We start from the raw sequence: 22,308 nt of genomic DNA, 5'->3' as shown, positions 1-22,308 counted from the left end.
GAAAGCAATATAGTATCAATTTACTACTTAGCCAATCCACAGGATTGGCGCACCCACAAGTAGTAAAGAACTGAAATAACCCACTATCCCGCTATGATTTCATACTGAATGTTGGCAACTGTTTATTTTATATTCCATTTCATAGGACTACTTGCATCTGCCTTTGGAACTTTCATTTTTAGTCCCTTCTTTTTCAAATCCAATTCATAATTCCAGGGTCCTATTACCTTGGGACGAGGATTAAACTGATTAATTGGGAATATACCATTTATCTTTTCTAAAATAAACTTCTTTTTCTCGTCAACATCTAATTTGTACTGAGAAAGCCCAATATCACTGACAGTCCAAAAGGTATTATCTTCAAGTTCAAAAATTGGAATTTGACTAGATTCTGTCTCATTGTAACCGAAAATATTTATTAAACTCTCATTTTTGGAGAGTTTAATAAATTTATCGAAAGGTACAGTTTCGCCTTCATTTAACATTTCAGACATAATTTCATCCATGTTTATTCCGCTTTTTATTATGAAGTCACTTGTTTTACTGGTGATCACAATGTCTAATTCTTCAAATTTCACTTTGAATTCATCTAGTTCTTTCAACAATTTCGGTTGTAACTTAGGGTCATAAAACTCAACGGTGCGTTCCCACCAGTAGGAGTGAGCTAAAAAATCCCTTTGTTTATGGAACATGTTAATCTCTTCCAATTCCGCTTCCGTGAATATTCCTAGATTTTCCACTTCCCTTTTTAATTGCCCGAGAGTTAACCCAGATTTTTCCTGAAGTAATTCTTCATATCTGGTTTTAGTAATCCCTTTTTCAAATTGATTAATAAGAAGAACGTTCATTATGCCTTTTTCTAGACACTGGGCTAAGTACATTGCTCGTCCATAAAAAGCAAATATCTCTTTTACTATTAAATCATGCTCGTCCATATAGTGCGTAATGGTTGCCAATAATATATATACGCAATTGCGTATATATATTATTGACAAGATATACATTAAGTGATTGTTTTTAAACTTTTAATATTTCAACTTTTGCTTCTTGGATGGCGCCTCCACGTCCCATATCTGTTAAAAGATGATCAGTAAGCGCATTGGCTGAAGATCCCCCTTTTAACAAAGAAGGCCAATACCCCTGAGGCATACATACAACTCCTCGAGTAACCTTATGACTTATGCTGGCTGTCATAAATACCCTGCCCCGCTGATTAAATATTTTCAATTCATCACCATCTGCAATATTTCTGATGGCGGCATCTTTAGGGTGGATCTCCACATAGGGCTGTCCTTCCTTTTCAAGGATATGATCTACATTGCCATGGCTACTGTTCAGTAAATATTTAGGCGTTTTTAAGGTCAATAAATGCAATGGGTATTTCTCCATATCTGCTTCATTATACTCTCGGGGAATATAGGTTGGGAGGTTCGGTTCAATATCCTCATCGTAGAAATGGCATTTTTTCGTTTTTGTCTTAAAATTACCCGTCACATGAGGCATCCATTTTTCAGGCAGGTTTAATCTTTGTCCCCCTGTTTTTCTCAGAGATTCAAAAGTGATCCCCTTCAAATATTCGTGATCACTTTGCAGTGTTTTCTTTACAATGTCAATATCTGATTCGTATAGGTATGATTCCGTGAACCCCATTTCCTTAGCAAGTAGTCTGAAAAGTTCCGAATTGGTTTTTGATTCTCCCAATGGCTCAATGGCCGGTTCATTGATGTTGATATACGTGCTCCCCCAGGAATCCAGAATATCCCAATTTTCAAGGACACTGGTAGCAGGAAAAACGTAATCAGCGTATCGTGCGGTATCTGTTATAAAGTGCTCTGATACGATGGTCAATAAGTCTTCTCTTTCCAGCCCTTTCAAAATCAGGTTTTGATTGGGAGTAGTAACTGCAGGGTTGGAATTGAATACAAATAATGCATCGATTCCGGGAGATAGATCCTTGCTAGTCAATGCTTTCCCCAATTCAATCATATTGATAGACCGGGTTTGCTGGTTGGCCAATGCTGCAGGTAAAGTGATGCTTTCCCAGTTCAGAGATGCTCCAAAAAGCTCATAGGTCATGTGCATCAGCCCTCCTCCAAATTGTCTCCATGCACCCGTTAAAGCGGGCAACATGGCCACCGCTCTAAACGCACTGGCTCCATTGACCTGATGCTCCATGCCAATGAGCACACGTATCAATGCAGGTGAGCTTTGCGCATAAGATTTGGCCAATGAAATGATGGTTTCCGCTTCCAGACCCGTTATTTGAGCAACGGCTTCCGGATCGTATGCTTGTACATGCTTTTTTAGTTCTTCAACACCAACAGTATAACGATCAATGTAGTCTTGATCTTGAAGGTTTTCCTTAAATATGACATGCATTAATCCTAAAGCCAGGGCCGTGTCCGTTCCAGGAGAGGGTTGAATGTGCCAGTCGACTTTTTCAGCAGTGGCAGATTTGAAAGGGTCAACAACCACAATGGTAGCTCCGTTTGATTTAGCTTTTTGAATATATGGCCAGAGATGTTGATTGGAAGTTACTGGGTTTGTACCCCATAAAATTATGAACCTGCTATGTACACAATCTTCAGGTAATATCCCTGTTGTCTGTCCATTTGTAGCTAAAACCCCTTCTACGGCCGTATCGCCACAAATAGTTCTTTCCAGTTGGCTGGCTCCAATGTGCGCAAAAAAAACGATTGGGAAATTGGCTCTGTACTTTACCCTGATTGCCACCGAAGCTATATGGAAGGATGGCCTCACCTCCTTTTTTATCTATAATGTCCTGGAGTTTGGAAGCTACTTCGGCTATGGCTTCCTCCCAACTAATCTTTTCAAATTCACCCGCCCCTTTAAGACCTTTTCTTTTTAAGGGTGTCAATATTCGATCAGGATGGTAGGTTACATCGTCTGGAAAGCGTTCCATTTTATTACACAACTTGCCTGCCGTATAGGAATCTTGACCAGCTTCAAAATTAATTACCTTGTTATTGGCTGTAGTTACTTTCCAACTGCATCTGTCAGGACAGTCGTGATAACATGCACCATGAGTTGTTTTAGTTGTATTTGTATCAATACAGCTGGAGGTAACAAGCGGCAAAGAGACGAGACCCATTCCCACTGCCGTTTTACTGGTAATTTCTATAAACGCTCTTCGGTTGATCCCATTATTGCTCTTTGAACTCATGTCTTAGGTTTAATGATCACCAACAATATATGCATTAATTGAAGTTATATAACCAATTTCTCTTTATAAGACTTTGTTTCAAGCGGTGGTTGCGGTCTTTAGTAAGTGGATTATTGACCTTTGGCTAATATGTTCTGTGTGCTACAGGCCAGAGAGTAGCTATTTTGGTTTTATGCTCTGCAAATATTCATCTGCAGTCAAAACTGCTAACAAAGACTTTTTGAAATCTTTTCCGTTTCTGGTAATTATTATATCGCAATCCGAATCAACCGCACTAAAATATTGTAGTGCATCTTCAAAGTCCTTAAAATCGGAGTTCAATCCTTTCTCGATGATATGTTCATCTAGTCTACAGATTTCGCAAATGATTTTGAATTTTCTAAGCTTTTCTTGAGCAATTTGAGTTGACTCAAATTTTGAAATAAAATAGTTTAAGGTGGCAAAGGATATAGGCGAAACAACTAATGTTAATTCTCCTTTGTCAGCCAGAGAGGCTAATTTTGCAATTGAATCATAGTAAGGATTTCGTTCACCAAGTAAATCAAGAATTACATTTGTGTCCAAAAATAATCTCTTTTTCATCTATTTATATTTCTCCAACAATGAATCTGAGTATTCTTTTTTGTAGTCTAAATCATTTGGGATTTTTGTTCCGGTAGCTAGACTTTTAATGAATGGAGTAATTTCAAAATCAGAATCATTCTTGTCGGTGGTCAACGATTGTAGATATGCTTCTACAATTCTAGATAAACTCATTTTTTTATCAGAAGCATACTTTTTTGCTCGTTCAATTATCTCTTGATTAAGCTTTAAAGTCAGTTTCGTGTCCATAATAATATTATTATACGTACAAAAATAATTAAAATATCCGTATAATTTAAATTGAAGCAGAACTTTGTGAATAATTGCGCCCAAGGCATTAAGAATGTCCGCTCTGTTTTTTTGCCATGTATTGTTTTAAGTGTTAAGAAAGGTCACTTGAGATTTTTAACGTGTAATAGTGTTATGATTTAATCGAAGTATGAAGCTTGCTAATAATTAATTCTATTTCCTTTTTATATTCAGCTTCACCTAGGCTATCTTTCTTAGGCCATTGCAATGCAAACTTATTGGCTAAATCAGGTGAATATTCGAAAACTTCTTTTGCGGTTACGTTGTGCCAAATAGGTAATATTATATCTTCAGTAAACAAAACCTCTTTTGTAAAAATCGAATTGAATTCTTTCTTAGTCCAGCCAGGATTACTTAAAAAATTTGGAGTGATTATTAGAATACATTTTTTGGTTTCTTTGATACCCTTTTCAATGCTCTCTCTTAAATTATCTCCAACTTTCAAGGTGAATTCATCATACCATACAAAGCATAATCTTGAATTTAAACCATGTGCTATTGGTCTTGCAATTTCGGCTTTATCAGCAGAATCATGAGATATAAAGGCAATTGGTTTTTCAGCTTGCATTTTGGCATTTAAATAATTAATACTTCGAATTGTAAGGTAGAGATTATTTTGACGAGACTTATTCTCTAAAAGATCTAATTCATTTGCTGCCAGAGCTGTTTCACAATAAAAGTAAATTCTATTTGAATAGACTGATTCATGTTCACCGAGTGTTATATCATTTATAAATCCTCCTCGGAATTCAATATTATCAGCATCTTTTTTTAGTTCTGCCAAATTATCAATTAGATGGTCACATATAAAATGGATATCCTGTGTTTCGGGGATGTAAAATGTGAAGAATCTAGCTGATGAGTTTGTTCCAATATATAAACGTTGCCTTACTTCTATCTTTCGATTTTGTTCTTCTCCAGTAAGTTTGTGCTTAATTATATAGTTTACTGTTATTGTTTTATCTAAAGAAGTGTCATTAAAGTCATTATTAAAGTATTCAATTAACTGAGCCATTTAATTCTATTTAATAGACACTAACAATTCGCTATACGCAATTGCGTATATATATTATTGGCAAGATATATATTAAGTGAAGTTTTCCGGCATAATACTTAACTTCTTCTCTTCAATATGTAATAGCTCCTTCAGAACTTCAATTGCGGAAAAATTGCTGAGAAGGGCAACTAGTTGTCTTATCTCTAGTTAGTCGCATTTTTTACATTTAGTTAATGCTGAACAGTGTACTCCAGACCAAGCAGTAAACTCTCTGTGGTTGCCATCTGTGTTTGGGTCGTAATGTCATTTGATTTTGAAATGCAGTGAATCAAACTGAGTTTACATTTAAGAATTTATAAAAAAAAACCATGAGCCCATCCAACTTGGAGGATATCAAGAATTTTAAAAACAATTAGTATTCCCTATTAATAATATCAAGAATGGTATTATTCAGTTCTTCCAGAGCTGCGATGTCATTTATAATATAATCTCTCAAACCATTTTCTACAAAGGCACCTCTGAGCTTTACGTTAAGATCATCCAGTATCAATACTTTTTGATTAGGGTTGATTTCAATAATCTTGTTTAATGTGTCTTTACCTGTTAAGGCATTGGGCATGCCTTTATTTATATAATAGTTAAGAAAGATTAGATCAGGTTTACGGTCGAGTTCGCCAATACAGCTTCTGCCGGTTGCATAATTTTTTACCTTAAATTGAAAGGCATCCCCTTTATCACTTTTCAAGGTCAACTTAGAAAAGTGAGTATTCAGGATTTGCATGAACGATGGATCATCATCCACAACAAATATTAATAATTCTTTCTCTCTAATGGCAACTTTAGGCTTAACCATTTCTGAAGGGAATTTGATGTCAATCAAATCCTCACGACCTGTTTCTTGTGATTGTCGAAATTTATCGACTTTACTTAATGAAAATGCAGACATTATCGTTTTTGAGTACTACTTGTTTAAATTTTCTCCAACCGCCTCAAAACTTACATCGGCCAATTTAGACGATTTCCAGATAAAATCATAGCGAAAACGCCATATGAGTCTAAAAAAGGCATAAAAATAGCCATCAGTCAGTTGAAGGATGGCTATTTAATTCATTCTTTGTCAATTACTTACTTCTCATTTAAGAAAGGATAACGATAATCGGTTGGTGGAACAAAAGTCTCTTTTATTGTTCTCGGAGACACCCATCTTAGAAGGTTTAACTTTGATCCCGCCTTGTCATTTGTGCCAGATCCCCGTGCTCCTCCGAATGGCTGCTGCCCTACAACAGCACCTGTAGGCTTGTCGTTGATGTAGAAGTTTCCGGCAGCGTTCTCCAACTTTTTCATGGCCAGGTCAATGGCATATCTGTCATGAGATAATATAGAACCTGTAAGTGCATATGGTGAAGTGCTATCTACTAGCTCCAGTGTTTCTTCAAATCTTTCTGCCTGATAGACGTAGATAGTAACCACAGGCCCGAATATCTCCTCGCACATGGTAGTAGAAGAAGGATCTTTGGTAAGTATTACTGTTGGTTCAATAAAATATCCTTTCGACTTATCATACCCACCACCAGCTATAATCTCATTCATGCTATTGGCCTTCGCTCCTTCAATATATTTCGCAATTTTATCGAAAGAACGTTCATCAATTACGGCATTAAAGAAGTTTGAAAAATCTTCAGTTGGCCCCATTTTGATGGATTTAAGATCTTCAACCAAATATTTTTTTACATCATCCCAAAGGTTGGAAGGAACATAAACTCTTGAAGCGGCAGAACACTTCTGCCCTTGATATTCAAAAGCCCCTCTTGTAATTGCCGTTGCCAATTCTTTTGCATCAGCGGACTTGTGCGCCATTATGAAATCCTTACCACCTGTTTCACCCACTATTCGAGGATAAGATCTGTATTTGTGAATGTTGTTTCCTATTGTCTTCCATAGGTTTTGGAAAACACTGGTGCTTCCGGTAAAATGCAAACCGGCAAAGTCTTTATGGTTGAAAACAACATCTCCTGCAACAGGGCCATCAACATATATCAGATTAATAACTCCATCAGGAAGGCCAGCCTTTTTAAGCACTTCCATAATTACCTGAGCTGAATAAACCTGGGTATATGCAGGTTTCCATACTACAGTGTTGCCCATCAGCGCTGCAGACGCTGGTAGGTTTCCTGCAATAGCAGTAAAGTTGAAAGGAGTGATAGCGAAAACAAAGCCTTCTAATGGTCTGTATTCCAATCTATTCCAAATACCTGGAGAAGAGGCAGGTTGCTCTTCGTATATTTCCATCAGGTACTGTGCATTAAATCTTAAAAAATCTATAAACTCACATGCAGCGTCAATCTCAGCCTGATATACGCTTTTAGACTGCCCTAACATAGTAGCAGCATTAATTTTAGCCCTGTATGGCCCGGCAAGAAGATCAGCAGCTCTCAGGAAAATACTTGCTCTATGCTCCCATGACAAATTGGCCCAAGCCTCTTTGGCGCCTAGCGCGGCATTTACCGCTTGTTCAACATGAGATTTATCACCTTCATGAAAATGACCTAAAATGTGCTTATGGTCATGAGGAGGAGAAAGCGGAATTTTATTTCCAGTTCTTACTTCTTCACCTCCAATATACATTGGTATATCAGCTTGCTTTGATCTGGCTTCTTCTAAGGCCTTTTTCAAAGCTAATTTTTCTGGAGACCCAGCGGTGTAAGATAATACTGGTTCGTTTGCTACTGCAGGTATTTGATAGACTCCGTTTGGCATACGTTTGTGGTTTAATTTATAGGATTGTTTTTTCGAAATGCAAAGTTAGCCAATATGTACCTAAAAAGGTTACTAAAGTATTGACGAAAGCTCACTTAGGCAGCTGACTTCATAGTCTGTTTCTGCTTTATGTTTAAGTGCTCTGGGGTTATAATAAACAGTACTCAGGTTAGCCTTTTTTGCTCCAATAATGTCGGCACTTAGGTTATCACCTATCATTATAGTAGATTCCGCTTTTGCTTTGGCAAGTGATAAGGTGTAATTGTAAATTTCAGATGATGGTTTTCTATGCCCTGAAGTTTCCGAGGTCACCATGCCACTGAAATAATGATCAATATTGGAGTTTTTGATTTTGATATTTTGCACATCATTAAAACCATTTGTCAAAAGATACAACGGGTACTTTTTGTGCAAGTAGGCTAAAGTTTCATGCGCATATGGCATTAGGTTAGTTTTGTAAGGACAGTTTTTGATGTATTCTTCAGACATAGAAAGCGACATTTCAGGTTTATGAATACCGAAGGCCTTCAGAATTTTTTCGAATCGTTTCTTCTTAATTACTTGTCGGTCTATCAGCCCTCTATTGTAATTATCCCATAGCTTGTCATTTACTTTTGTAAACTTCTTGATGAATTGCTCGAAAGTAACATCTGCCATGCTCGACAGGTTATAACCATCAAAAAGCTCTTTTAAAGTTTCATATGAATTGGTTTCGTAATCCCACAAGGTGTGGTCAAGGTCGAAGAATACTGCTTTAAATGAACTCATTTAGGGTTTCCAGGTCTTAGATTCAAGTTTGTTACGAGCCAGCTCCCTATTACTATACATGGTTTTGTATGTATTAAGGTCAGCTACTAAAAGTTGATCCTTATTTAGAAATTGGAAGATCTGACTTATGATTTCGTAAACTTCGTCTTTTAAATAATAAAAGACCCACTGATCTTGTTTTCTTGTGCTTAAAATACCTGAATTTTTTAAGTAGATGAGATGTCTTGAGGTTTTGGTTTGGGTAAATTCCAATATGTGTTCGAGGTCTGAAATGCACATCTCCTTATTCTTAAAAATAAGGTGAAGTATGCGCACTCTGGACTCATCAGAGCATGCTTTGAATATCTGTGACCCGAAAGCAAGATTGAAGTTTTTTAATCTCATGACCTTGGCCAAATTTAGCAGAAATCAATAACATTGTAAGGAACTTTGACGTTCAATTGATATCTTCGGGGTTGAATTGCATCTCTTTCAGTTTAATAATCTAAGCAATTGAAAAAACTTATTTCCCAACTGACATTATCGCTATTTCTTGGCATTGTTTTGATGGCTATCAAAGCACCTGAAGCTAATGCGCAGGGTGGAAGAAAGGTGATGCAGCTGTCTGGAATAATTCTAGGAGAAGATAGCGTTGCCGGTTTGCCTGGTGTACATGTTTATGTGCCTAAAGCAGGACGCGGGACAACGAGTAACCGAGTAGGTTATTTTTCATTGCCTGTGCTAGAAGGAGATGAAATTATTATAAGTGCTATTGGCTACGAAAGGCAATTCTACAGAGTACCTGCTTCAGACAGGGATAATCTCACTATAGTTGTTGAAATGATAAGTGACACTACTTTTCTGGAAACAGTGGAAATTATGCCTTTTCCTACGGAACAAATTTTTAAAGAAGCTGTATTGGCGCTTAACCTTCCAATAAATCCTAATGAAGCTGTTGATGTTAATGAAGAATTAATGGCGTTAATGCTGCAATCTGTGCCTATGGACGGTGCGGCTAATCACCGCTATTATATGGATAATTGGATTCAGTATCAAAATGATAGATATGGACCGAGAAGCAATCCACTTCTCAATCCATTCAATTGGGCAAATTTTTTTCGTTCGCTTAGATCGAAAAAGAAATAATTACAACAGGAAGTACATCATTATAGCAGCTGCTACTAGGGCAATATATACAAGGCCTATCAATAGTTTAAATCCTTTTAATTCTGATCCGCTCATTTTATTTGCTAGTTAATACAGATAAGTTATCAGCATTCATGCCAAAATGGTTCTTTTGCCATAAATAGCCCTAAATGCTAACAGGAGCCTATTTTAATAAAATCAAATCGAGATAAAATCCCAGAATGGGACTGTTGGAATATATTGGAATTATATTTTAAAATAAAATTACAACAGACTTAATCTCAACACGTTATTACAAAATCATATCTGTAAACTTTTGTGACTGAAGTATCAAGTAAAAATTAGCTTATCTTTGAAGTCTTAGTTGGTTAAACGGGTAAAAACATTATCTGTAGAATTAGTCATTTTTAATTTTAACGATTGAACTTTTTATGAAAATTATCACATCAATTTGTTGTGTTGTCTTTTTAAGTGCTTTTACAAGTTTGCAGGCTCAGGCCCCCTTAGGGAAGGGCAATAAGCAGCTAAATGCAGGGTTTGGGTTTTCGAGTTGGGGAGTACCCGTTTATGCAGGGATTGATTTTGGCATTCATCCTGATGTAACCATTGGGCCACAGGTATCATTTAGAAGTTATTCAGAAAGATATAATTTCAACGGCAACAGGTATAAGTATAGCCATTCCATTTTCGTTTTAGGTTTTAACGGAAACTATCACTTCAACTCTTTGCTAAATATTAGTAAGGAATTTGATTTTTACGCAGGACTTACTTTGGGCTATTACATTTGGTCATCACCTTCTGAATATTTAGGAAACAGGTCATCAGGTCTTGGTCTTGATGCTCAAATTGGTGGCAGGTACTTCTTCTCTGACCAATGGGCCATTAACGTAGAGTTTGGAGGAGGAACGGCTTCTGGCGGTAAAATAGGAATTACTTACAAATTGTAATCTTTACGCATCAATATTAAAGAGCCATGTAGAAATACACGGCTCTTTTTGTTTTTAGATATAATTGTCACTTGCAGCATCGTTGCGCAGGTTTATTATCTAGCTTTGTAGCATGTATAAGGGAGTACTTTTCATAGCAATCATATTTATGAGTGTGGTTTTATTGCCTTGCGCAGAAGAAATAGCTGACTCAAATGTGCTTGTCGTTAAGCAGGCTTCTCATGAGCATTGTGATTTTGGTGATTTGTGCTCTCCCCTTTGTACCTGTCAGTGCTGCCCGTCACAATGGGTTGGTTTCAGCCAGATAATCGTTTTTAACGTCAACTCATCAAATATTGGTTTGCCACAGGGTTTCTCAAGTAAATATGAGCAGCTTGTATTAAGCATCTGGGATCCTCCAAAAATAGCCTAGTCTTTCAAGATCATTTTTTTAAATTTTTATTAACATAATCAAAAGACTATGAAGCCTTTAGCTATAGGCATAATTATACTTTTGACCACTGGTTTATGCTTTGGTCAAAGCACATTTAAAGCAAAAATTATTGATGGAGATACACAGGAGCCTCTTATAGGAGCCACTTTAAAGGTATCTGAAAGCCAAGGCGCTATTTCCGATTTAAACGGTGAGATCAGTATCCCTGACTTTCCTAATGAGCGCACTCAGATTGAAGTCTCATTTGTGGGTTATGAACCACTTAAGCTCTGGGTTGTTGGCGCAAATAATGGCGAGACACTGGTGATTGAACTTCACCCTGGAGAGGAGTTGGAGGAAGTGATTGTAACATCTACCAGAAGTAGCCGAATGATTGAGGATATCCCCACAAGGATTGAGGCCATTGGTACTGAAGAGTTGGAAGAAAAGGCAATTATGCGGTCTTCTAATATCGCAATGCTCCTGCGTGAAAGTACCGGTATTCAAATGCAGCAAACTTCTGCCAGCTCGGCAAATCAGAGCATCAGAATTCAAGGACTAGATGGTAGGTACACCCAGATTTTGAAAGATGGGTTCCCCTTGTTTGGAGGTTTCTCTGGTGGACTTAGTATTATGCAGATTCCGCCTTTGGATTTGAAGCAGGTTGAGGTTATCAAAGGAAGTAACTCCACTTTATATGGAGGGGGGGCCATTGCAGGCTTGGTTAATCTGGTGACTATCAAACCAGAAGAGGAAAGGAAGTTGAAAATTATGATTGATCAAACCCAGGCTCAGGGAACTACGCTGAATACTTTTTATGCCAAAAGAAATAATAAGTTTGGACTTACCCTTTTTGCTTCAGCCAGTCGCCAGCAAGCTTATGATTCCAATGACGATGATTTCAGTGACATTCCTCAGATCAGAGGGCTTACTTTTAATCCGTCTTTCTTTTATTATTTCAATGATCATTCTTCGCTGCGGTTTACCATCAATGGAACCACTGAAAATAGATTGGGTGGGGATATGCAGGTTATCGAAAATGATCAAAATGGCATTCATCAATTCACTGAAGAAAATGAGTCTGATAGAATATCTTACCAGTTGAAATATACCAATGAGTTTGATGAGCTTCATTCTTTAAATATTAAATCAAGCCTCACAACTTTTAATAGGAAAATAAAGGAGCCGAACTTTACCTTTGAAGGGAAGCAATGGTCGTCTTTTAATGAAGTGTCATACACATTTGGTAACAAAAAGAGCGACTGGATTAGCGGGTTGAATTTGTATACTGACAATTTCAATGAAAGGAAACTCTCCAATTTTGAACGTGATTATGAGAATGTAACTGTAGGTGGGTTTCTTCAAAATACAACCGACTTATCAGAATCACTTATCCTTGAAAGTGGACTGAGGTGGGACTATGCTGTCGACTATGGGTCTTTTCTGTTGCCCAGGCTGTCTATCTTAAAAAAAGTAGGGAGCAAAGTGGCCATGCGACTTGGTGGTGGACTGGGCTATAAGCTGCCTACCATATTTACCGAGGATGCGGAGAATTTAACCTTTCAGAACATAGCACCAATTGATAATTCAGCGACCGATGCTGAAAGGTCGATTGGAGGAAATTATGATGTGAATTTCAAAACTTTGATAGGAGATGAGGTGACACTGTCAATCAATCAACTTTTCTTTTATACCCAGTTGGATGACGCACTTGTTTTTCGTCAATCAGATGATGGCAGCTTTTTCTTTGAAAATGCAGACGGCAGCTTAACATCGCAGGGGATAGAAACAAATCTTAAGTTGGGGTATAAAGACTTTAAGGTTTTTGCAAACTATGCATTTACGAATACGGAGTTGAATTACGATAACATCAATGATCAAAAGCCGCTGACTCCTAAGCATAGCATGGGGGCAGTATTGGTTTATGAAGTGCATGGAAAGTGGCGAATTGGTTACGAAGCTTACTATACAGGCAGTCAATATAGAGCTGACAGAACTTTGACAGATCACTATTGGATCATGGGTTTTATGGCTATGAGAAAGTTTAAAAACATAAGTGTCTATGCCAATTTTGAGAACTTTACCGATACCAGGCAGCATAAGCTGGAAAACTTTGACATTGGTGAGCATTATAAACCTCAGTTTCCACAGATTTGGGCACCTACAGATGGTAGTATCATTAATGCAGGTGTGATTATTGAGCTTTAAGCAATAAAGGAGGCATTGAGAATATGTCTCCTTTATTAAAATCTTAAAGTAGTTATTTAGGCAAGGCCTATTGACCTATTGTTGAGCAATTGTGCTTATTTAGCACAATGATTTTTGGCTATACAGAAATAATTTCAATTGCCGTGGTAGGCTTTTTCTTCTTCATAAGCATTTTGCTAATAGCTTTCCGAAGAGCAGATATTGAATTACTTACTTTTGCATTCCTATGCCTCACTCTGGCGGTCGTATTGGCCATTAGGACATTAACTAATACAACATGGTTTTATGAGGTAATGAGCTTACTCATCTGGCCATGTTTTTATCTGTTTTCTGTAGTTCATGACAATCGAAATGGTATACCCCTCAATTATTTATTGCATTGTATAATCCCAGTTATTTGGGTTTTAAGCGGCACTATGATTCCTCAGGAGATGCGTTCAGGAATTTTTGATGGACTGTACTTGCTTCAGTTTTTAGTTTATGCAGGACTTAGCCTTTCTGAGCTTAGCAAAACACTAAAGTCCCATCGGAACCGGGGTGCATTTAAGGCGCACTATTTAAAATTTCTATTTCTAGGACTTATCGTTTTAGTGATAACACGGTTTACATTGCCCGTAATATTTTATGAGCCAGTACAAGTCGTAGACCTGTTTCATTTAGCTACAGCTTTATATTTAGTTATAGTGTCTGGTTTTTTTATTAATCGACCTATACTGCCAACCAATCAAAATGGTGATTCATACCAGTCACATGAGCTGGCTAATTATGAGGAACAAATGAAAAGAAAGCTTAAACTAGTCATGAATGATAATAAGGCATATCTTAACCCTGATCTCACATTAAATGATCTTGCCGTTTTAGCTGAAGTTAAGATTCCTGAACTATCGGGTTTTATAAATGCTAACCTTGGAAAAAACTTCAATGATTATATTAATGATTATCGAGTTGATGAGTTTAAGAAATTAGTAAAATCTAAATCCACTGACCCAAGAGCTACCATAATGGAATTGGCCTATGAGTCGGGGTTTAATTCTAAAGCTTCGTTCAATAGAATTTTCAAAGAGCATACTGGCATAACACCAACAGAATATAGAAGAGAAGTCAAAAGCAGCCCTGATTTGCATTAAATAAGGTATTTTTAAATTAATATTTTTAGTCTCAAATTATTTATAGGTCTTTTAAGACTTCTGAATGGCTTTTTATTGCAGTGTATTCGCAACTAAAAACTGTATTAAAATGAAGTTCAATTTTATTAAGGTAGCTTTCAGAAATATGCTCAAAGACAGGGCATACACATTCATTAATATCATAGGTCTTACCCTTGGTATAAGTTTTTCATTTCTGATCTTTCTTTATGTTTCATATGAGTTGAGTTTTGATCAACATATTGATGAGTCTGAAAATGTCTATCGCCTTGCAGCAGACTTTACATTAGATGGCCATAAAGACGTGTATTCCAATGTACCGAGACCGCTGGGTTCTGCGCTTGTCAGTGAATACCCCGGTATTATCGCATCAGTAAGGCTGCTTGGTTATAGCGGATTACAGGTGCATGAGGGTATGATTTGGAATGAAAAGGAGGATTATATCTCAGTTAAAAATGCATTTGTAGTTGATAGTTCATTTTTTAAAGTATTTAGATTGCCATTGATAGAAGGTGACTCTTCAACGGCCTTGATGGAGCCTAATAGTATCGTTGTTTCTAAGTCTACGGCAGAGAAAATATTTGGAAACGAATCAGCACTTGGTAAAAGCTTAAAGTTGCAGGAGGAGCAAGAAGCAGTTGTAACTGGGGTTTTTGATGACATTGATAAGCCTACATACTTACCTTTTGATGCACTGATTTCTTATAGCACCTATTTTGAACCTACTTTAGCAATGGATCAATGGTATGGTGCTCATATCTACACTTATGTAAGAACAACATCAGCCTTTAGTCCAAAGGATGTGAATGGGCACTGGCAACCATTCTATGAAAAGTATATGAAGGAGACTTTTGATGCTTTAAATGGTCATGCAGAGATTATCTTTCAACCATTAACAAGTATACACCTTGCCCCTGAGTTTATCTGGGAGCCATATGCACATGGCAGCGAACAAAATGTTTATGTGTTTATTGTGGTAGGGGTATTCCTTTTGATTGTGGCATGCTTTAACTACACTAATTTGGCTTTGAGCAAATCATTATCCAGAGCTAAGGAAGTGGGGGTGAGAAAAGCACTGGGAGCCAGCAGACAAAGTTTAAGTATGCAGTTTATCTCAGAATCTGTTCTTACAGCATCAATTGCATCATTAATCTCTATTTCTTTCATTGTAGCCATACTGCCAACATTCAATCAACTTGTTGGACAGGAGTTGTCTTTAAATTTTATTGAAAGACCTTTAACCTTAATTATTATACTGGGAATCGGGGTTATTGTCGGCATTATTTCGGGTGTATATCCAGCCTTTCATATTTCATCATTAGAAGCAGCCGCGGTACTGAAAGGCGCACCAACTGACAAAGGCAGTAGTAATTTGTCAGTAAGAAAAGGCCTCGTAATGTTTCAGCAAGCAATATCACTTTCATTGATCATTTGCACTCTTGTAGTTATAGATCAGGTGGTTTTTGTCAGACAGAGAGATATTGGTTTTGATAAAGAAAATTTGGTAGTAGTAGAGTTGAAAGATGAAGCTATCAGAAGCAAGATCAAGGTTTTTCAGCAAGATGTTTCTAATCTGCCAGGAGTTGAAAATGTAACGCGTATGAATGAAACTCCTATTAATGGATTGAATGAGTTTAGCTACATGGTGGAAAAAGCTAATGGAGAATTTGAGTCATTACCTGCTCAGCTGTTGCAAGTTAGTGATAACTATCTGGAAACGATCGGAATAGAGTTAATTGCTGGTCGAACATTTATTGAGGCAGATAGTAACTTTAATAGTGTACTTATCAATGAGTATCAGGCCAACTATCTTGGCTATACGGCAGAGGAAGCTGTAGGGGCAAGATTTAAATTCCCTGAAGATACAGAGCAACGTTCCATTATTGGTGTGGTAAATAACTTCTCTATGGGTTCTGCAACAGAACCTTTGAAAAACCTGACAATCTTATACTATAATGGAGGACGCAGGTATATGTGTATTAGGATATCACCTCAAAATCAGGCAGAAGTAATTGAGAACATCTCCGAATTATGGAATAGCTATGAGCCTACTTACCCTTTTCAATACTCTTTTATGGATGAACAATTAGATTCATTTTTGGGTAAAGAAGACAGGCTTTTCAACCTCCTTATTTTCGGTTCAATTTTAATAATTTTTGTTTCTTGCTTGGGGTTATTCGGTTTAGTCTCCTATACGGCACTTCAAAAGACAAAGGAGATAGGTATTAGAAAAGTTTTGGGAGCTAATTCTTTCACCCTGTATTATGCCTTGATAAAGGACTTTATAGCATTATTTGCAATAGCATTGGTAATTGCCTCAGCGGTATCCTGGTATTTTGGTAATGCATGGCTAGACAATTTTACATTTCGCACAGACTTTAATTGGGCTAATATTTTTATGGCTGCCGTAGCAAGTGTAGTTATTACCCTACTTACATTGAGTTATCATGCACAAAAAGTAATTACCGCTAATCCCGTAGATAGTTTGAAAGAGCAGTAGACCTATTATAGATCTATTATTTAGGTGTTTGGCAAATAGTAAGAACTTATTATTCAGCAAGTTAATTTTCCTGATAAGGTGAATAATTGTTATGTTGGCAATTAAATAATTAACGCTGATTGATGCAAATGTCACCAATTACCAAAAGAAACATAGCCAGGATCATCCCTTTTGGATTGATCTGGCTGGTTTTTGGCATGACATTTATGTTTGTTGAGTATGTGGCAATGGGCGGCTTTGATAATGCTGCGACAACAGCTATTCGTGTGAGTCCTCAGATATTGGTATTTGCGAGTATCGCTGTCACCATGCTTGGTTTGCTAATTGGCGCTATCGAAATGATCTGGCTAAATAGGGCTCTATCCAAACATAGCTTCACAGTTAAAATCATTTATAAGCTGCTTTTCTATGCCTTATTCCTATTTACTATTATCCTGATCACTTTCCCCATAGCTGCAAGTATGGAGATGAAGGTTGGAGTTTTTGATGCCCGCGTTTGGGAAAAATATGTAGACTATCTTACCAGTATAACTAACCTTAGCACATTCGTTCAAATGGGGGTCTCCCTTTTTGCATGTCTGTTTTATGCTGAAATAAGTGAAAATATTGGGCAAAATGTGCTGTTTAATTTTTTCACAGGCAAGTATCATAAACCCACAGAAGAGGAAAGAATATTCATGTTCCTTGATATGAAATCTTCCACAGCAATTGCTGAGAAACTGGGACATATAAAATACTTCGAATTGTTAAAGGCTTATTATGACACCATGTCTAATGCCATCGTTAAACATGAAGGAGAAGTATATCAATACATTGGTGATGAAATTGTAGTCTCATGGGAATACAAAAAGGGGATAAGAAACAACAATTGTATAAAGTGCTTTTTTGCAATGAAAGCTGATCTTGAAGCTAAAGCGGAGGCTTTTAAAAACGCTTTTGGTGTCACACCATCTTTTAAAGCGGGACTTCATTATGGTATGGTTACTACAGGAGAAATTGGAGCCTTGAAAAAGGAGATCATTTTCACTGGCGATGTGCTCAATACTACTGCACGGATTCAGGCCTTATGTAATAATCTTGAGGTTGATAATTTGATTTCAGATGAGTTGATTGATCAATTAAGCTATCATAATGAATTTGAAATCAAGAAATTAGGTCTGCACGAATTAAGGGGGCGAAAAGGATCGGTTGATATTGCCACAGTTATTTCGCCTACTGCAACAATGTAATGGTTCTCACATTATTTTGAAAATGAGGACCTAAAATGTACTTATGATTATAACACCAAAGCAAGTCAATTAGACGGCTTATAAAGGATCAATATTTGGATAATTATTCCTATTAAAATCAATGTTCCGATTTCAATTTTGGCAATAAAATCGCTAGTGTCAATAGACCTGTTCGAATTATCGATCTGCCTTTTACTTTCATCCAGTTGTATTTCGGATAGCATATCCAGTTGACTGCTTAATGCCCCGAAAATTTCCACCATTTCTACCTTTTGTTCCTCATTACCCTCCCCTTTAAAATTCTGTTCAAGCTTATATAAATTATCTATATGAGTTTTAAATGTCCCAAAGTGTTGAGCCTCATTTTTCGTCAGTTTTGTTTTAGCATAAAGGCTCAATATTTCATTAATTGAGTCATTCACAGCGGTGTTAACTTTGCTTTGAGCCGATAGTGCAAATCTTTTCTCTTGCACATATTTTGACAAGTCATAGATGTAATCCTGTGCTACAAGGCGGTCTTCATAAACGGTTGACAGCGTTTCCTTAACTACTGCAAAATGATTGCTGTCCATTTTATTGGTAGCCAGTACCAATAGAAACACCACTGCCAGGGCAGTGATGGCTTTGACCTTTTGTATTATAGTGAATTTACTTCTCATACTGTGGGTGTTTTTAAGTGCAACGTATTCAGTGATTTTTCAGTTTCCTGGCATTTTTAACTATATACAAGGTTATTGGTCTACTCGTTTTTTCTTCACCATTTTCTGCATAAAAATATTGCTTGGCAGGGTAATCTCCTCCTTATCTTCAGTTTTTATAGTCATGAAGAATATGCCAATATCAACTATTCGCCCTTCAATTTGGTAATCTTTATCTAAGATGGAGATGACATCCCCCACACGTACAGGGTGACTGAAATAAATAATTACCGTTGAAGTAATGTTGGATATGATTGACCACTGGGCAAAAAATGCAATGCCTATAAGTGCTAACAGTGAAGTAGCAAAATATACGATTTGACTGCGCTCAATACCCCAAATGAACAAGGAGATTCCTATGAGAACCATAAACAAATTCCCGTTGACTATCTTTTGCAACATTCTCACCCGCTCTTTGGCATATTCGAATTTTCGCCCAACTCCACTAATCACCTTATTGGTGATATATTTGATTACAAAATAAAGTGCCAATAGCACCAGGGTTTCTAAAATCTGCTCTTTATACCCTAAAAAATTATTGATGTCCATCCGGTAAAATTAAGGAAAATTGAAATCAAGAAAGCTCATCAACGTATCAGGTCCTTTTCATGCCGGGGATTTTGCCAATTAAAGGGCAGTAGTATCAGGCGCAACATATTCTTATAGATTTTTGCTGCTCCCATGATTGACTATTAGCCATCGCGAAACATGAGTGCATTCCTTAATTATTAAAATCAGTAAAACACTTAGTAAAAAGGAGATTACCAACTTTAATCAGACTTATTAAGCTAGTCGGGCTTAACTTACTGTCCAATCAAATATAGTCGGTTCACTATCATGTTAAACCATTATTAGCATCCAAATACCTTATGAACTAGAAGGAAGAATATTTCAAAAGCATAAATCGTAATTTCTAATAGCATAAAACTAGGCAGAGCATGAGCCAAGTTTTCTAGGTGAATTCCCTATTTTAAAAACTCAGGGTTTTACTGATGTATGACTTCTCTCATTGATATACATTTGAACTAGATAACAAAAATGAAAATACCATGAGACAGCTATTCACATCTCTTTTTATATTTCTTAGTCTTATCTCTTTAGCCGGCAACGGTGATACGGAAAGAGAGCATCCTAACTCTCAAAAATTAGCAACAGATATATATATGGCCTATCAGTTTTACAAGGATAAGGATATTGAGGCATGCAAGTCAGTAATGGAAAACCTAAACTTAAAAACTGTAAAAAGTGTAATTCATAAAGTATCAAAAAGTACTGCTGTAGATAGTTTAGTTTTTGAAAATAACCAAGATATGTTTTGGGCCTATCTTAAATCAGTAGATCTCAATTATTTGCGAGATATAGAAGCAGTTTTTGCCATACGTGTAGAGGATGCATATGGTTTACTAATGGCTTTTAGTGAACTATTAAAGGCAGATCTAAAAGAAATAATGACAGAGACAACAAATGAAATCCACTACAAGAATAGCCAGGGTGGGTATGTGATTGACACACGCTTCAGAACCCCGTCAAAATCTTATATTTCAAACTTATACGATTATAAACTCATTCTGTTAGATGAATACGTGATTTTTGAATTTAAAGAAACTGTTCCTGAAATTTTTGAGCCTGGTCAGAAGCCATCTAAACATCAACCACTGGCTGAGAATTAGGTTTTATCGCAATTAAAACAGACACACATTTTAAAGACACAAAGGAAGGTGCTAGAGTTAGTGCCTTCCTTTATTTTTTATGGTGTTTAAATTTTTATAATGAAATGCTTATATTCTAGTTATATGAGTAGTACAATGAAGAAGGTGCCCTTTTGAGACACCTTCTTGTTTGTCGGGATGACTGCCCGATATATACAATAATAAACATACTGTATATCAAAGACTTATCCATTTCACAGAATTTATGTTCACCGAATTGTTCACCATTAGTTTGAAATAAATTATACCATTCAAAGCATAATTATGTTCGTTGAAATGATTGATTAATAATAACAACAAGTTATTATACGAGGAGGAACTTGTACCTCCATTTTATACCATTATAAATCAATTAGTTATAGTCCATTATTTACACTTGGTAACCGAATAGGTAACCGACTGGTTTGATTCATTCTATATCAACTAACACTGAAAGAAAGTCACATTTTATTTTCTTTCAACCCATCAATTAATAGGTATAAATACTATTTTATCAATCATTTTTTTTATTGTTCATGCTGAATGATGATTGAAAAATTGACCCAACTATTACTGAACACTGGTACTTCTGAAAAGTATTCATTCTCGGAAAACAGAAAAATTAGATTGGTCAATATGTCTATTTTCATTTTCAGTCTCACTAGTCTCTTTTTTATATTTTTTAACTTTTTTGTAACAAGAAAGGAGACTCTGGCATTTATTGAGATTTTACTTTTTATAATTCTGTCATCACTATTTTACTTCCAAAATAAGGGCTTTGTATTATTCGTCAGGCACGCATTCATTTTTTTGCTCCAAAGCTTCTTAATCGCATCGATATTCATTTTAGTACCTGGGAAAATGGTTGAGTATTTACTCTTGTCAGTTATTTTGCTTCAAATGCTCCTTTACAAAAATAAAGTCGTTTTTATAAGTCTTTATTTATGTAACGTGATATTGTTTTATATGCCACAAGTTCTATTTCACACTTACCCTGATGAACATTACTCTTATGTAAACCCTAGTGTTCTTTTTATTTCGTTGGCATTTATAATTTATAATTTATCATTTTCATCGTAATTGGAATTTGCAAGAACAACTTCTGACCAAAAAAAACCAAGAGCTTGAAAGGGTTAACAAGGAGAAAACGCAAATTATCAATATTGTTGCCCATGACCTTAAAAGCCCGTTAACCAGAATTGAAGGGCTGCTGAATGTTATTGAGTTTTCCAATGAAAATCTTACTCATGAACAGTTAGAGCTATTGAACAAGGCCAAAAAAGTCTCAGTAGAACAAAAGAATATGGTCATTAAGTTAATGGATCAGGGCTTGTATTTAAAAGCCCAACTTAGACCAGATGATTTTGAAGCAATATTATTAATTAACGAGATAAGTAGCCTAATTGATGAGTTTAGGATATCTGCTGATCAAAAAAAAATAAACATTGTTGAGGAGTATTATGTAAGAGAAGTTAAGATAGTTACTCAGAAGACATATTTGAAAGCGGCATTAGAGAACCTTTTATCTAATGCTTTAAAATTTTCAAATCCTGAAACAAGTGTTCATGTGAAGATAGAAGTTAATCATAATTCTGTAGTAATTTCTATAGTAGATGAAGGTAGTGTAATCTAAACTCTGTCTGGTGATGTCCTAGCTCAATGATCAGCGCCCCACCAAAGGGCTAGCTGATCAAATCGAGCGGCAATCGTTCTCCAAATTTAATGGCTAATTGTTGTACTGTCAAACCCCAGTTGTGTA

General features: G+C 36.4%; 21 protein-coding genes. 9 read left to right on the top strand and 12 right to left on the bottom strand.

What is annotated here, in order from left to right; genetic code table 11:
• Positions 1-122: 122 nt before the first annotated feature.
• The 10 genes from RIB54_RS18480 to RIB54_RS18435 form a co-directional block, all read right to left on the bottom strand.
• Entirely contained in the window at positions 123-935 is an 813-nt protein-coding gene (locus RIB54_RS18480) for a hypothetical protein (RefSeq protein WP_350102282.1), read from the bottom strand.
• An 82-nt stretch (positions 936-1,017) separates the two neighbouring features.
• On the bottom strand, positions 1,018-2,595 hold the full coding sequence (locus RIB54_RS18475) for a molybdopterin-containing oxidoreductase family protein (protein ID WP_350103003.1): 1,578 nt from the start codon (positions 2,593-2,595) through the stop codon (positions 1,018-1,020).
• Positions 2,585-3,184: a molybdopterin-dependent oxidoreductase gene (locus RIB54_RS18470; protein WP_350102281.1), complete on the bottom strand. Its 600-nt coding sequence runs from the start codon at positions 3,182-3,184 to the stop codon at positions 2,585-2,587. The genes RIB54_RS18475 and RIB54_RS18470 overlap by 11 nt, the downstream gene beginning before the upstream one ends.
• Before the next feature lie 159 nt (positions 3,185-3,343).
• The gene (locus RIB54_RS18465; protein ID WP_350065698.1) at positions 3,344-3,766 is read right to left on the bottom strand and encodes a type II toxin-antitoxin system VapC family toxin; all 423 of its coding nucleotides are present in this window, start codon (positions 3,764-3,766) and stop codon (positions 3,344-3,346) included.
• The gene (locus tag RIB54_RS18460) at positions 3,767-4,015 is read right to left on the bottom strand and encodes a DUF6364 family protein (protein ID WP_350102279.1); all 249 of its coding nucleotides are present in this window, start codon (positions 4,013-4,015) and stop codon (positions 3,767-3,769) included.
• 172 nt (positions 4,016-4,187) lie between these two features.
• Positions 4,188-5,090: a toll/interleukin-1 receptor domain-containing protein gene (locus tag RIB54_RS18455; RefSeq protein WP_350102276.1), complete on the bottom strand. Its 903-nt coding sequence runs from the start codon at positions 5,088-5,090 to the stop codon at positions 4,188-4,190.
• A 394-nt stretch (positions 5,091-5,484) separates the two neighbouring features.
• The gene (locus RIB54_RS18450) at positions 5,485-6,018 is read right to left on the bottom strand and encodes a response regulator (RefSeq protein WP_350102275.1); all 534 of its coding nucleotides are present in this window, start codon (positions 6,016-6,018) and stop codon (positions 5,485-5,487) included.
• A 179-nt stretch (positions 6,019-6,197) separates the two neighbouring features.
• On the bottom strand, positions 6,198-7,829 hold the full coding sequence (gene pruA, locus RIB54_RS18445) for an L-glutamate gamma-semialdehyde dehydrogenase (RefSeq protein WP_350102274.1): 1,632 nt from the start codon (positions 7,827-7,829) through the stop codon (positions 6,198-6,200).
• 72 nt (positions 7,830-7,901) lie between these two features.
• On the bottom strand, positions 7,902-8,597 hold the full coding sequence (locus tag RIB54_RS18440) for a YjjG family noncanonical pyrimidine nucleotidase (protein ID WP_350102273.1): 696 nt from the start codon (positions 8,595-8,597) through the stop codon (positions 7,902-7,904).
• A complete protein-coding gene (locus RIB54_RS18435) occupies positions 8,598-8,981 on the bottom strand; it encodes an ArsR/SmtB family transcription factor (RefSeq protein WP_155183287.1) in 384 nt (127 codons plus the stop codon).
• Between the two features lie 108 nt (positions 8,982-9,089).
• On the opposite strand from RIB54_RS18435, the gene RIB54_RS18430 reads away from it, so the two are divergent.
• The 7 genes from RIB54_RS18430 to RIB54_RS18400 all read left to right on the top strand — a co-directional run bounded on the left by RIB54_RS18430 (position 9,090) and on the right by RIB54_RS18400 (position 18,163).
• A complete protein-coding gene (locus RIB54_RS18430) occupies positions 9,090-9,722 on the top strand; it encodes a carboxypeptidase-like regulatory domain-containing protein (protein ID WP_350102271.1) in 633 nt (210 codons plus the stop codon).
• Between the two features lie 431 nt (positions 9,723-10,153).
• On the top strand, positions 10,154-10,669 hold the full coding sequence (locus tag RIB54_RS18425) for a putative outer membrane beta-barrel protein (protein ID WP_350102270.1): 516 nt from the start codon (positions 10,154-10,156) through the stop codon (positions 10,667-10,669).
• Between the two features lie 112 nt (positions 10,670-10,781).
• On the top strand, positions 10,782-11,081 hold the full coding sequence (locus RIB54_RS18420; protein ID WP_350102269.1) for a DUF6660 family protein: 300 nt from the start codon (positions 10,782-10,784) through the stop codon (positions 11,079-11,081).
• 48 nt (positions 11,082-11,129) lie between these two features.
• On the top strand, positions 11,130-13,289 hold the full coding sequence (locus RIB54_RS18415) for a TonB-dependent receptor (RefSeq protein WP_350102268.1): 2,160 nt from the start codon (positions 11,130-11,132) through the stop codon (positions 13,287-13,289).
• A 107-nt stretch (positions 13,290-13,396) separates the two neighbouring features.
• Positions 13,397-14,416, top strand: coding sequence for a helix-turn-helix domain-containing protein (locus tag RIB54_RS18410; protein WP_350102267.1), 1,020 nt, complete (start codon positions 13,397-13,399; stop codon positions 14,414-14,416).
• Between the two features lie 109 nt (positions 14,417-14,525).
• A complete protein-coding gene (locus tag RIB54_RS18405; protein WP_350102265.1) occupies positions 14,526-16,934 on the top strand; it encodes an ABC transporter permease in 2,409 nt (802 codons plus the stop codon).
• Between the two features lie 128 nt (positions 16,935-17,062).
• The gene (locus RIB54_RS18400) at positions 17,063-18,163 is read left to right on the top strand and encodes an adenylate/guanylate cyclase domain-containing protein (protein WP_350102264.1); all 1,101 of its coding nucleotides are present in this window, start codon (positions 17,063-17,065) and stop codon (positions 18,161-18,163) included.
• Between the two features lie 65 nt (positions 18,164-18,228).
• On the opposite strand, the gene RIB54_RS18395 is transcribed toward RIB54_RS18400, so the two are convergent.
• The gene (locus RIB54_RS18395) at positions 18,229-18,822 is read right to left on the bottom strand and encodes an MCP four helix bundle domain-containing protein (protein WP_350102263.1); all 594 of its coding nucleotides are present in this window, start codon (positions 18,820-18,822) and stop codon (positions 18,229-18,231) included.
• 72 nt (positions 18,823-18,894) lie between these two features.
• Entirely contained in the window at positions 18,895-19,410 is a 516-nt protein-coding gene (locus tag RIB54_RS18390; RefSeq protein WP_350065664.1) for a mechanosensitive ion channel domain-containing protein, read from the bottom strand.
• Between the two features lie 500 nt (positions 19,411-19,910).
• Here RIB54_RS18390 and RIB54_RS18385 point away from each other — a divergent pair, with 500 nt between their 5' ends.
• Both RIB54_RS18385 and RIB54_RS18380 read left to right on the top strand, forming a co-directional pair.
• Positions 19,911-20,531 (top strand): hypothetical protein, encoded by a 621-nt coding sequence (locus tag RIB54_RS18385; protein WP_350102262.1) that lies wholly within the window; start codon positions 19,911-19,913, stop codon positions 20,529-20,531.
• A 1,105-nt stretch (positions 20,532-21,636) separates the two neighbouring features.
• Positions 21,637-22,182, top strand: coding sequence for a sensor histidine kinase (locus RIB54_RS18380; protein WP_350102260.1), 546 nt, complete (start codon positions 21,637-21,639; stop codon positions 22,180-22,182).
• Positions 22,183-22,308 lie beyond the last annotated feature (126 nt).

The organism is Fulvivirga sp. (assembly GCF_040218215.1).
Lineage (GTDB): Bacteria > Bacteroidota > Bacteroidia > Cytophagales > Cyclobacteriaceae > Fulvivirga.
The sequence above is the reverse complement of the archived record's forward strand: the minus strand, read 5'-3'. Positions and strand labels throughout refer to the sequence as shown.